General features: G+C 38.1%; 13 protein-coding genes. 11 read left to right on the forward strand and 2 right to left on the reverse strand.

Translation table 11 applies throughout. The features are described 5' to 3' along the window. Window positions 1-96: 96 nt before the first annotated feature. The 11 genes from PT278_RS00930 to citX all read left to right on the forward strand — a co-directional run bounded on the left by PT278_RS00930 (window position 97) and on the right by citX (window position 11,455). Window positions 97-1,500, forward strand: a complete 1,404-nt coding sequence (locus PT278_RS00930) for a class II fumarate hydratase (RefSeq protein ID WP_277129570.1) — start codon at window positions 97-99, stop codon at window positions 1,498-1,500. 16 nt (window positions 1,501-1,516) lie between these two features. Further along, a complete protein-coding gene (locus tag PT278_RS00935) occupies window positions 1,517-2,917 on the forward strand; it encodes a flavocytochrome c (protein WP_277129571.1) in 1,401 nt (466 codons plus the stop codon). A 200-nt stretch (window positions 2,918-3,117) separates the two neighbouring features. After that, entirely contained in the window at window positions 3,118-4,047 is a 930-nt protein-coding gene (locus tag PT278_RS00940; protein WP_277129572.1) for an L-lactate dehydrogenase, read from the forward strand. A gap of 14 nt (window positions 4,048-4,061) precedes the next feature. Beyond that, a complete protein-coding gene (locus PT278_RS00945) occupies window positions 4,062-4,760 on the forward strand; it encodes an RraA family protein (RefSeq protein WP_277129573.1) in 699 nt (232 codons plus the stop codon). 19 nt (window positions 4,761-4,779) lie between these two features. Next, window positions 4,780-6,246 carry a DASS family sodium-coupled anion symporter gene (locus PT278_RS00950; RefSeq protein WP_277129574.1) on the forward strand — a complete coding sequence of 489 codons (1,467 nt, stop codon included), beginning with the start codon at window positions 4,780-4,782 and terminating at the stop codon, window positions 6,244-6,246. 12 nt (window positions 6,247-6,258) lie between these two features. Beyond that, window positions 6,259-7,056 (forward strand): alpha/beta hydrolase, encoded by a 798-nt coding sequence (locus tag PT278_RS00955; RefSeq protein ID WP_277129575.1) that lies wholly within the window; start codon window positions 6,259-6,261, stop codon window positions 7,054-7,056. Further along, complete coding sequence (citC, locus tag PT278_RS00960; RefSeq protein WP_277129576.1) at window positions 7,044-8,099, forward strand: [citrate (pro-3S)-lyase] ligase; 1,056 nt, start codon at window positions 7,044-7,046, stop codon at window positions 8,097-8,099. Before PT278_RS00955 ends, citC begins: the two co-directional genes overlap by 13 nt. Then, window positions 8,089-8,385 carry a citrate lyase acyl carrier protein gene (gene citD / locus PT278_RS00965; protein WP_277129577.1) on the forward strand — a complete coding sequence of 99 codons (297 nt, stop codon included), beginning with the start codon at window positions 8,089-8,091 and terminating at the stop codon, window positions 8,383-8,385. Before citC ends, citD begins: the two co-directional genes overlap by 11 nt. Next, the gene (locus tag PT278_RS00970; protein ID WP_277129578.1) at window positions 8,386-9,300 is read left to right on the forward strand and encodes an aldolase/citrate lyase family protein; all 915 of its coding nucleotides are present in this window, start codon (window positions 8,386-8,388) and stop codon (window positions 9,298-9,300) included. Next, window positions 9,290-10,828 carry a citrate lyase subunit alpha gene (gene citF, locus PT278_RS00975; protein ID WP_280927532.1) on the forward strand — a complete coding sequence of 513 codons (1,539 nt, stop codon included), beginning with the start codon at window positions 9,290-9,292 and terminating at the stop codon, window positions 10,826-10,828. The genes PT278_RS00970 and citF overlap by 11 nt, the downstream gene beginning before the upstream one ends. 87 nt (window positions 10,829-10,915) lie before the next feature. Next, a complete protein-coding gene (citX, locus tag PT278_RS00980) occupies window positions 10,916-11,455 on the forward strand; it encodes a citrate lyase holo-[acyl-carrier protein] synthase (protein ID WP_277129580.1) in 540 nt (179 codons plus the stop codon). Here the strand turns inward: citX and PT278_RS00985 are convergent. Beyond that, on the reverse strand, window positions 11,448-12,395 hold the full coding sequence (locus PT278_RS00985; protein ID WP_277129581.1) for a sugar-binding domain-containing protein: 948 nt from the start codon (window positions 12,393-12,395) through the stop codon (window positions 11,448-11,450). The genes citX and PT278_RS00985 overlap by 8 nt on opposite strands. A 109-nt stretch (window positions 12,396-12,504) precedes the next feature. Next, window positions 12,505-13,005 (reverse strand): Cys-tRNA(Pro) deacylase, encoded by a 501-nt coding sequence (gene ybaK, locus PT278_RS00990; protein WP_277129582.1) that lies wholly within the window; start codon window positions 13,003-13,005, stop codon window positions 12,505-12,507. Window positions 13,006-13,007: the final 2 nt, after the last annotated feature.

A 13,007-nucleotide genomic window follows, 5' to 3' on the forward strand; every position in this document is an offset into this window, starting at 1 on the left:
AAACAAAAGCAAAAAATGTATTATTAATGTGGAATTTAAAAAACTAAAGTATAATTTTAAAAATATTAGGACGTCAGTCCCAAAAGGAGACTTATTATGAGCAAAGAAGAATACCGTATTGAAAGTGATACGATTGGTCCAGTAAAAATTCCTAAAGATGCATTATGGGGTCCACAAACCGAACGCAGCCGCAATAACTTCCCAAGTGGTGAGTTAATGCCATTAGCTATTATTCGGGCATTTTTGCAATTGAAGAAGTCCGCTGCTCAATCAAACGTTGAAGTAGGGGATGAACCAAAGGAAAAGGGTGCCGCAATAGTAGATGCCATTGACCAGCTTTTAAAGCTAGATGATGTTGATTTGCGTAAAGATTTTCCATTGCACGTTTTGCAAACTGGTTCAGGTACTCAAAGTAATATGAATGTTAATGAAGTTGTTGCAAATTTAGCTAATAAGCTTCATCCAGGTTTAGACATTTTGCCAAATGATGATGTCAATCGGGGACAATCATCCAATGATACTTACCCAACTGCAATGAATATTGTGGCAGTTGAAGCTTTGGACAAGTTAGAACCAGCTATTCAACATTTAATTGATGAATTAAAGATTAAGCAAGACAAATATTGGAAGACAGTTAAGGTTGGTCGGACTCACTTGCAAGATGCAACACCTGTTACTTTTGGTCAAGAAGTATCCGGTTATATTTCAGCTTTGAAGCATGATTTGGCTTACATCAAGGAATTAAAGCCAACCTTGTACGAATTAGCAATCGGTGGTACGGCTGTTGGTACGGGATTAAACGCTGCACCAGGAATGACTGAAAAGATTGCCGGTAAGTTATCGGAAGTTTACGGTCATACTTTTGAAGTTAAGACTAATAAATTCTGGGGCTTAGCTCATCATTCCGGTCTTGATGTTGTTCACGGTGCTTTGAAGACTTTAGCTGCTGATATGTTCAAGATTGCTCAAGATATTCGCTTCTTGGCTTCAGGTCCTCGTGCTGGTTACCATGAATTAAATATCCCTGCTAATGAACCAGGTTCATCAATTATGCCGGGTAAAGTTAACCCAACACAAGCTGAAGCTGTCACAATGGCTGCTGCTAAAGTTTTTGGTAATGATACAACAATTACTTTTGCTGCTTCACAAGGTAATTTTGAAATGAACGTCTTTAAGACAGTGATGATTGCTGCATTTTTAGATTCTTGTGATATTTTAACTGGTACAATCACTGGGTTTGCTGATAAAATGATTGCTGGTCTAACTGTCAATTCTGCAAGAATGGACGAATTATTGGAAGATTCATTGATGACTGTAACTGCATTATCACCACATATTGGTTACCATGACGCTGCTAAGATTGCCCAGGCTGCTGATAAAGAAGGTACTACCTTGAAAGAAGCAGCTTTAAAGAGCGGTAAAGTTACGGAAGCTCAATATGATGAGTGGATGGATTACATGCAAATGACCAATATTGACCGGACAAAACCTGAAGAATAATTAATAGAGGAGAAATATGGCAAAATTTATTTTTACCCCAAATCAAAGTTCTGAAATCAAAAGTAATTATGATGCAGTAATTGTTGGTGCTGGTGGTGCTGGTCTGACTGCTGCTATTCAAGCACATGAATTAGGCTTAAATGTCGCAATTTTTGAAAAAAACGATGCGTTGGGTGGTAACACTAACCGGGCATCATCTGGGATGAACGCTTCCGAAAGTTTAGTGCAATTAAATGACGGCATTATTGATAATAAAGAAGATTTTTACCAAGAAACCTTAAAGGGCGGCGGTTTAATGAACGATCGCGACCTTTTACGCTACTTTGTCGATCATTCAGCAATTGCTATTAGTTGGTTAATGGAACATGGAATTGAATTAACCAATTTAACGATTACTGGTGGAATGAGCAAGAAGCGTGCTCACCGTCCAGCATCAATGGCTCCAGTTGGCGGCTACCTTGTTACAGGTTCTTTGAAGCAAGTTCAAAAGGATAACATTCCTGTTTTCAATAATTCTAAAGTAATTAAGTTAATTGAAAACGATGCAAAGCAAGTTACTGGAATTGAAGTTGAGACTGATGCTGGCGTTAAAACCGTTAATGCTAAGGCAGTTATGCTTGCTTCAGGTGGTTTTGGTGCTTCTAAAGAAATGATTAAAAAGTACCGTCCAGACTTAGCTGAATATAAGACAACTAACCAACCTGGTGCCACTGGTGACGGTTTGAAACTGGCAAGTACAATTGATGCCCAGTTAGAACAAATGGACTTTATTCAAGTTCACCCAACAGCTCAAACTGATACCGATCACGTTTACTTAATTGGTGAAGGTCTTCGCGGTGAAGGTGCAATTTTAATTAATCAAGCTGGACAACGGTTTGTTAACGAATTGAATACTAGAAAGATTGTCTCTGATGCAATTACTAATTTACATGAAGACGGCGCTTATTTAGTATTTGATCAAGGTATCCGTGATAACTTTACTGCAGTTGAATTTTATGATCATGTTGGTTTAGTTAAACATGGCGAGACACTTAGTGACCTGGCTCAAGAAATGGGCGTTGATGCTGCTAATTTGGAAGTAACCGTTAAAAACTGGAATGATGCTGTTGCCGCTAAAAATGATACAGAGTTTGGCAGAACAACTGGAATGGATCGTTCAATTGATCACGGTCCGTACTATGCAATTCATATTCATCCTGCAATTCACTACACGATGGGTGGAATTCATATTACGCCAAAAACTGAAGTTTTGGATACAAATGGTAATATCATTAAGGGCTTGTATGCTGCTGGTGAAGTCTCAGGTGGATTGCACGGGAACAACCGAATTGGCGGTAACTCAATCGCTGAAACTGTTGTTTTTGGTCGTCAAGCTGGTATCCAGATGACAGAGTTTGTTCAAAAAAGTAACAAGTAATTATTAATAAAATTAATCACAAAGAAACTATTTCAAATGAAATGGTTTCTTTTTTTGTCCAAAATGCAGCAGATTAGCTTAATTAAAATATTTAAAAATAAAATTATTTATTTTAAATATTGAAAAACATACTAATCGGATTTATAATAATTTGTGTAATTAAGTACAATGTTTTTAAATTTTTGAAAGGAAACTTGACTATGAACAGAAAAGTATTACTTGTTGGTGATGGCGCAGTTGGCTCAACTTTTGCTAACGATTTACTTCAACACACAAAAGTAAATGAATTAATTATTGCTGATGTTGTGAAGAAACGCCCAATTGGGGACTCAATGGATCTTGAAGACATTATTCCATTTGCTGGTGAATGCAACATCCATCCAGGTGAATATTCCGATGCAAAAGATGCTGACGTTGTAGTTATTACTGCTGGTGTGCCACGTAAACCTGGTGAAAGCAGATTGGATTTAGTTAACAAGAATGTCAATATTTTAAAGAGTATCGTTCAACCAGTTGTTGATTCAGGCTTTAATGGTGTCTTTGTAGTTTCTGCAAACCCAGTTGACATTTTGACTACTTTAACTCAAAAGTTGTCAGGTTTTCCTAAGAATAAAGTTATTGGAACAGGTACTTCTCTCGACTCAGCTCGTTTACAAGTTGAATTGGCTAAAAAGTTAAATGTTCCCGTTGCAAGTATTAACTCAATGGTTCTTGGTGAACATGGTGACACATCATTTGAGAATTTTGATGAATCTGTAGTTGCTGGTAAAGCCTTGCGTGATTATGATGAAATTAATGATGATGTTTTAGCTGCTATTGAAAGTGATGTTCGGCAAAAGGGTGGCAACATTATTGAAAATAAAGGTGCCACTTTCTATGGTATTGCTGTAATGTTAGCTCAGATTGTCGGCGCAATTTTGGATAATCACGCGATTGTTTTGCCATTGTCCGCACCAATTAATGGTGAATATGGTATTAAGCATGATCTGTACTTAGGAACACCAACTGCTATTGATGGTACAGGAATTAGTCATGTTATTGAAACAAAATTATCAGATGAAGAACAAGCCAAAATGCTTAATTCAGCTGATAAGATGCAAGAAGTTCTGTCAGGTGTCAATTTAGATTAGAAGGGGCGTTTTTAATGGAAGATGGCAAGCGAATTTTTTTAAAAAGAGAATTGCCAGATGCAGATGTAATTAAAGCATATACGGAATTACCTTCATCTAACGTGGCTGACTGTATGAACAGGACCGGGGCAATGTCACCGCGGATTAGATTAATGTCTAAACCGAAAAAGGAAATGTGCGGTCCAGCTTTTACTGTTCATAATCGGCCAGGTGACAACCTGACAATATTTGCCGCATTAAAATATTGTCACCCAGGCGATGTGGTTGTGATTGATAATGAAGGCGACAATACTCGCGCTATTATCGGTGAAGTAATGATGACGTGGCTGAGAGACCAACGACATGTTGCCGGAGTTGTCATTGATGGACCAATGCGCGACATTGATACATTAAGAGATTGGGATTTGCCAATTTATGCGGTTAGTACAACACCTAATGGACCTTATCGAGAAGGTCCTGGGGAAATTAATGTACCAATTTCATGTGGTAATACCAGTGTTTATCCCGGAGATATTATCTTAGGTGATGCTGATGGGGTTGTTAGAGTAGGCCGCGAAGATGCTGCAGAACTATTGCCAAAGGTTCAGGCTTTTCACAAAGAAGACGATGCTAAAGCTGCAAGTTATCATGATGGTACTGGCAATTTAGACTGGGTTGACACTAAGCTTGCTGAAAAGGGTTATAAGATTATTGACGATATATATCGCCTTTGAATAATAAAGAAGGATAATTATGAAAACTTTAGAAAAAGTGAATTATAAAGGCTTTATTTGGCCTTTAATAATTGGAATTGTCCTGTGGTGTATTACGCCTTGGCGACCAGCCGGGTTAACACCGCAAGCTTGGGAAATGTTTGCCGTCTTTGTTGCGACAATTGTTGGTTGTATCACAAAGCCGCTGCCAATTGGGGGAACAACTTTAATTGGTCTGATTGTAACTGTTTTGGTTGGACTTGCCCCAATTGGCGATGTTGTTGATCCCAAAACAGGTGTTGTCACCAAGGGTATCTTGAGTGCATTCAGTAATTCAGCTGCATGGCTAATTGCGATGGCTTTCATTATGGCCTACGGCATTAGTAAGACTGGTTTAGGTAATCGGATTGCTTACTGGATGATCCGGCGTTTTGGTAAAAAGTCAATCGGAATTGGTTACGCAATTACTGGTTTGGAACTGATTTTAGGAGCTTTAATTCCTTCTAACAGTGCCCGTACTGGTGGTGTAGTTTGGCCAGTTACCCAATCAATTTCAGAAAGTTACGGCTCAAAACCAAACGATCCTTCACGAAAGAAGATTGGTGCATATTTAGACTTTATGGCCTTTCATGCTAACACAATCTCAACGGCATTGTTTATTACTGGTGCGGCACCAAACTTGGTTGCTTCACAAATGGCTGCCCAAAAGGGTTATAACATGAGTTGGATTAGTTGGTTTATCGCCGCATTAGTTCCAGTAATTGTTGCCACGATTGTTGTGCCAATTGTTATTTATAAGATTTTCCCACCAGAGATTAAGGAAACACCGAATGCTAAAAAATGGGCTGACGATCGGTTAACAGAAATGGGACCAGTCTCAAAACCTGAAAAAATTATGGCTGGTGTCTTCTTGATTGCAATCATTCTTTGGGTTTTATCTGGAATTATTAAAATTCCACAATTAGATTCTACTTTTGTTGCTTTCTTAGCTGTTGGTTTGCTTCTGTTAACTGGCGTCTTAACAATGAACGACGCCTTAAAGCAAACTGGTGCTTGGAATATTCTGATTTGGCTGTCAATCTTAGTCTTTATGGCCGGTAAACTGATTTCCTTTGGCTTCATTGATTGGTTCTCCAAGACAATTCAAACAAGTTTGCACGGTGTTAGTTGGCAAATCGTACTGTTGATCTTAGTTATCTTAATGTTCTATACTCACTACTTCTTTGCCAGTGGTACAGCTCATATAACAGCACTTTACTTACCATTCCTATCAGTTGCAGTTGCAACTGGTGCACCACTTAAGTTAGCTGCAATGCTACTTGCATTCACTGGTGCAATTAACGCTTCAACAACTCACTATGCTAACGGGCCCGCATCAATTTTAGCTACGACAGGTTACGTTAAACAGGGCGAATGGTGGAAGATGAACTTCCTGTTAGGAATTATTTATCTGCTAATCTTCGGTGTTATTGGAACATTATGGATGAAAGTCATTGGTATGTGGTAAGGAGTAACAACAATGGATTTTACCACTAACGATGGTATCCAATTGCATTATTACGATACAGGTGAAGCCAAACCTGTAATTGTTGCTATCCCTGGCATTGGCGGGTCGAGTCAGATGTGGCTTGATGTCATGCAGTTATTTAAAAATGATTTTCGCTTCATTATCTTAGATCCTCGCAATCAAGGTCTGTCGCAAAGGACCTATCAGGGACAGAGAATTAGCCGGCACGCTCAAGACTTGGCAGAATTACTGCAAAAGCTTGATTTACATGATGTGATTGGCATTGGTAATTCAATGGGAGCAGCTACTCTATGGTCATATATTTCTTTATATGGCAGTGAAAGGTTACGTGCAATCATTGATTTGGACCAACCACCCAAAATGATTAGTGACCAAACTTGGCAGTATGGCTTTAAAGAATTAACGTGGGATAATTACCCCGAATATTTAAAAATAGACTTTGGTAATGCATTTTATGCTCACATTGATGATGAAATGTTTGCAAAGGCTAAAAAAGAAGCTGAAGAGCATCCATATCTTGCTGAAGATAATTATCTTTGCCTAATCGATCACGCAGAGCAAGACTGGCGCGACGTCATAATGGAGATGTCAGTACCAATGCTTGTTCTAGCTGGAAAAAATTCGCCGTTTTTCGATTATCATTTTGCATTTCAAATGCAAAACCTGAATCCTAAGATTCAGGTTAAGATTATCGATAATTGTGGCCATTTAATTCAAGCTGAACAGCCACGTGCTATGTATCATGAAATTAATAATTTTTTAAAGGAAGCTGCCCAATGGACCAAATAGTAGATCTTTATTTAAGCGATCAAGCAGTACGGACCAAATGGGAGCAATTATTACTAAAACTAGGTCTAAGCAATTTTAGTGCTCGCGAAGTTAATACCATTGACCATACTTTAGGTATTGTTGATGATGAAGGTCAGTTAATGGGAACGGGTAGTGTTGCTGGCAATGTTTTAAAATACATCGGCGTTTGCAATCAAGACGCAACTCCCGGCAGCCGTTTTAATCAGATAGTGACGGCCTTACAGCAATACCAGTTTAACCGCAAGATTTTTCATAATTTTGTCTTTACTAAGACCCAATACTCAACTAGTTTTCAGCATCTTGGCTTTACGGAATTGGCGCATACTGGACAGGCTGCTTTTTTAGAGAGCGGTACGCCAGATGTAGATGATTTCTTAGCAGCAATTCCGCAAATTCCAAATCAAAGTTCTAAAAAAGTAGCAGCGATTGTCATGAATGCCAATCCGTTTACTTTGGGTCACCGACAGCTTGTCCAATTGGCTAGTCAAGAAAACGACTTAGTCTATGTTTTTGTTGTCGCAACAGATGCTTCTTTATTTAAAACTAGTGAGCGAATGCAGTTAGTTAAGAATGGAACTGCTGATTTAAAAAATGTCCTTGTTGTCAGTGGTGGTGACTATTTGGTTTCCAAAGCGACTTTTCCGGCATACTTCTTAAAAACATCGGATGATTTAATTAAGACTCAGACTACAATTGATGCACGTGTTTTTAAAAATATTATTGCACCTAAGTTAGCAATCAGTAGACGATATTTGGGGACGGAACCTTTCTCACATACAACTAATTTCTACAATGAGAGTTTAATTAACGAACTTAGTCCCCAGATTGACGTCAAAGTTGTGCCACGGTTTAGCAATAATAATCAAGTAATCACGGCGACTCAAGTAAGACGGCTGATTAAAGCAGGAGACTTAGAAGCAATTAAGTCATTTGTTCCACTTTCGACAATGGACTTTATTAAAAGTAATCAAAAAATTTTACAAACTAGAATTCAGAAAGGAATGAATATTAATGGAAATTAAAACAATTGGCGTCGCAGGAACTTTAGAATCCTCAGATATCCAAATTATGATTTCTAAAGGCAATGATGGTATCCAAATTGACTTAGATTCAGAAGTAATCAAGGCATATGGCGATCAAATTAAAAAGGTAATCACAGATACCTTGAACAAATTTGGCATTAATAATGCCAAGGTCAAAGCAACTGATAAGGGTGCGCTTGATTGTGTTATTGCTGCACGTACTTTAGCAGCAGCACAAAGAGCAACTGAAACTACTGATAAACCAGAATTGGAGGTATTGCAATAAATGACTTACGTAAAAAATCGTTTACGTCGGACGATGATGTTTGTACCTGGCAATAACCCAGCAATGGTTAAAGATGCTGGAATTTATGGTGCTGACTCAATTATGCTTGACTTGGAAGATGCAGTTTCTTTAACTGAAAAAGATGCTGCCAGAATGCTTGTTTATAACGCAATTAAGCACGTTGATTTTGGCGGTGCTGAAATTGTTGTACGTATTAATGGTCAAGATACACCATTTTACGACGAAGACGTTAAAGCTATGGTTAAGGCCGGCGTTGACGTTATTCGTTTGCCTAAGACTGAATCAGCTGAAATGATCCAAAAATTAGTTAAGGATATGGAAAAGGCTGAAGAAGAATACGGTGTTGAAAAAGGTTCAATCGGTGTTATGGCAGCGATTGAAAGTGCTAAGGGTGTTTTAAATACGCCAACTATTGCATCATCAACACCATTAATGATGGGACTTGCTGTTTCTGGTGAAGACTATACTGCTGATATGCATACTCACCGTTATCCAGATGGCCGCGAACTTGAATTTGCTCGGAATATGGTTTTACAATCAGCTAGGGCAGCTGATGTTTATGCTTTTGACACGGTCTTTTCAAATATGAAGGATACCGAAGGCTTTTATCGCGAGACAAGATATATCTATGAACTTGGTTACGATGGTAAGTCGCTAGTTAACCCACGGCAAATTCCAATGGTTAACGAAGTGTTCAACCCATCTAAAGAAGAAATCGAAAACGCCAAAAACGTTCAAAATGCGATTAAAGAAGCTAAAGCCAAGGGCTCAGGTGTTATTTCAATGAATGGTAAGATGGTTGATAAGCCAGTTGTTGCCAAGGCAAACCGCGTTATTGAAACTGCCAAAGCTTCGAACTTAATTGATGAGGAGGGTAATTACATTGGAGAATAAAGTTAACCGTAAGTTACCAGATGAGTTAATGTCAAAGATGAATTTAAAGCCATTTGAATCAGCTGCTATTGGTAATCCAGAAGTTCAAAGAGTTGCACCTAAAGTACGGGTTACTGCAGGCGAAGATAAAGTTGTCGATTCACTTGAAGATGTTATTAAAAATAATCTTAAAGATGGCATGACAATTTCTTTCCACCACCATTTCAGAAATGGTGACTTTGCTTTTAATAAAGTAATGGATAAGATTATCGAAATGGGTTATAAAGATTTAACTTTGGCACCATCTTCTCTTACTGGCGTGATGAATGATAAAGTAATTGAAGCAATTAAAAAGGGCGTTATTACTAACATTGTTTCTTCAGGAATGCGTGGTTCACTAGGTGACTTTATTTCTCATGGTGGCCTCAAGAACCCAGTTATTTTCCGTTCACATGGTAATCGTGCTCGGGCAATTGAAGAGGGTGACATTAAAATTGATGTTGCCTTTCTAGGTGTTCCAGTTTCAGATCCAGCTGGTAACGCCAATGGTCAAGATGGTGATGCTGTCTTTGGCTCACTTGGCTATGCCTTAATTGATGCGCAATATGCTGATAAAGTTGTGTTGTTAACTGACAACATTGTTGATTATCCAAATACACCAGCTTCAATTAAACAAGATCAAGTTGATTATGTCGTTAAAGTTGACAAGATTGGTGATCCAGATAAGATTGGTTCAGGAGCAACCCGCTTTACTAAAGATCCAAAAGAATTAAAGATTGCGCAAATGGTTAACCAAGTAATTACTAACTCACCATATTACAAGCAAGGCTTTTCGTTCCAAACCGGTTCGGGTGGTGCCGCATTAGCTGTAACGCGTTATTTACGGCAATCAATGCTTGATGATGGTATTACAGCTTCATTTGCTTTGGGTGGTATTACTAAGCCAACAACTGATCTTCTTGAAGAAGGATTAGTCAAGAAAATCATGGATGTTCAGGACTTTGATAAGGGTGCTGCAGCTTCAATGGCTCAAAATAAGGATCAACAAGAAATTGATGCTTCTTGGTACGCTGATCCACATAATAAGGGTGCAGTTGTTAATAATTTGGACGTTGCAATTTTATCGGCTCTTCAAATTGATACCGACTTCAACGTTAACGTAATGACTGGTTCAGACGGTGTTATTCGGGGTGCGATTGGTGGTCACCAAGATGCAGCTAATGCCAAAATGACAATTATTACCGCGCCACTTGTTCGTGGACGTAACGCAACAGTTGTGCCATCTGTTGAAACAGTGGTTACACCAGGTGACTCCATCGACGTACTAGTAACTGAACGCGGGATTGCCATTAATCCTAAACGGCAAGATTTAATCGCTGCGTTTAGTAAGGTTCCTGGTTTGCAAATTCTTGATATTAAGGATTTGCAAAAGATGGCTGAAAAGCAAGTTGGTGTACCAAAGCCGCTTGAATATACTGATCGAACAGTTGCTTTAGTTGAATATCGTGATGGTTCAATTATTGATACTATCAAGCAAGTTAAAGACTAAAAAATTATAAATTAAAAGCGTGGAAATAAGTAATAGCTCGTTTCCACGCTTTTTAGTTATAATAATGATAAAAGGAAGTTTATAATAATGCAATCAATTTTTTTAACGGGTGAACCGCAAAGTATTCCTGATGTATTGGCTGCTAAAGATCAGCGTGCAGCATTGCAAGCAGAGATTTTTAGTCAAAATCCGCAAGGTACACTGCTAGATGTAAAGCTAAATATCCCGGGGCCAATTAAAAATAATCATTATTTACAAAAATTATTTGCCAAAGGCTGTGCAGCTTTAGAGCAAGACTTAACCGCTCAAGGACTCAAGTATTTCTTGGTAAATAGCTGGGACAGGTCAAGCGGTTGTGAAAATTTCTACTTATTAAATGATGCTGCCAAGTCTGTAAAAGAAGTCGCAATTGAATTTGAAGATAAAAACAAATTAGGACGTCTGTTTGATGCTGATGTGCTAGTTAAAGATCAACCAGCAGCCTTATCACGATCAAAGTTAGGATTCCCCATACGACACTGCTTTTTATGTGAGCGGCCAGCTAAAGAATGTGCCCGTTCACGCCGTCACCAAGTTGCAGAATTACAGGATTATATTAGTAAAATATATGAGGAAGAGTTTAACTAAACTCAATATTCTTGCGAATTACTCGTTCTGCAATACCGCTAGTTGTAATTAAGTGGGTAACTATCCCGCTTCTTAATGCACCTAGGAGGGCATCTTCTTTAAAACGATTCTTGACAATCACAAAGCGGTTAGGAATTTGCATAATTTCTGCAAAACTAATGCCACAAATGTGTGTTTCAATCGGCTTAAAGAAGTTACCATCAATGTCATATGGTCGCCCAAAAATCATGCCGGCAACTTTACTGCGGTCAATGTGGCTAAATATCTTATCTGCGTAATAATCCATGAAAAATTGTCCGGATTCTAACGATTGCGGGGTTCCAATACTTGCAAAGACTAGATCTATTCTTGGATAAAAAGTTTTAATATATTCAAAGAACGGCTCTTTCAGAATGTCTTTTACAAAATCAGGATTAATTGTGTAAAGCGGAGCTGGGAAAGTTAGACAGTTGGCGCCAAATTTATCAGCAGCCTGTTGTACTAGCTGGTTTTTGCGTTTGCTTGCATTAACTGCTTGACCAACTAGTTGTACAAAAGTTAAATCCTCACGTTCAGTCTCAGGAAAGTTATTAATAATATCGCGAATTAAAGTTCCCCAAGTTAGGCCAACTACGTGAGCCGATTTAGTATAATTTTGAATTTGTTTAGCAGCGTAATTAACGATCATCTCGTTATCTTGATTCTTAGTTTCTAAGTCTTCTAAAATGTACACTTCTTTTAGATTAAAGAGTCGCTGCAATTTACGCTCTAGTTTTTCAGCTCGTTTGGGACTTTGATAAATACTGATTTTGACAATTCCTTTTTCTTCGGCTTCTTCTAACGCCTTGGTAATCAAGTAACGCGAAAGGTCATACTTTTTGGAAATGTCAGCGATATTTAATTTACTTAAAAAATAATCGTGTGCAATATTTGCAAGCTGTTCATCTGTTAATAATGTCATGTTTTTATTCCTTATCTGTTTTTGTTAATTTATATTATATTACAAATGAAGAATTTTGCCTGATTGTTTTACTCTATACGGAAAATATTTTATTTGTTTGCTAAATTTACTACTCTAATAGATCGCAGAACACGCCATTAGTGACTTGTTGCAGATCATCGGGACTTAGGAAAACACTGCGGCCAACTTTACCGCTGGAAACACCAACTTTTTCTTCATTATTCATGCCGCTATCTAGATAAATCGGAAAATGATGCTTAAAATAGATACCAATCGGCGTATTGGCACCATGAACATAGCCAGTTGTCTTTTCTAGGTCTTTAAGCGGCAGCATTTCGCATTTTTTATTACCAGAATTTTTAGCCAGTTTTTTCATGCTTAAATGCTCAGTTACCGGAATAACGCCAACAAGTGGGCCAGTTTTATTACCCGTGCAAACTAAGGTTTTGTAGACCAAATGTTCATTCTCGTTTAAAATAGAAGTATCCATTTGGGCAACACCACCAGAATCTTCGTGGGTTGCAAACTGGGTTTGTTCATACGGAATTTTATTCCGCTCTAAAATTTTTTCAACTAATGTTTTTTCAAGTTTATTTTTTTTCTTTGCCATAA

Origin of the sequence: Lactobacillus sp. ESL0703 (genome assembly GCF_029433435.1) — a bacterium.
Lineage (GTDB): Bacteria > Bacillota > Bacilli > Lactobacillales > Lactobacillaceae > Lactobacillus.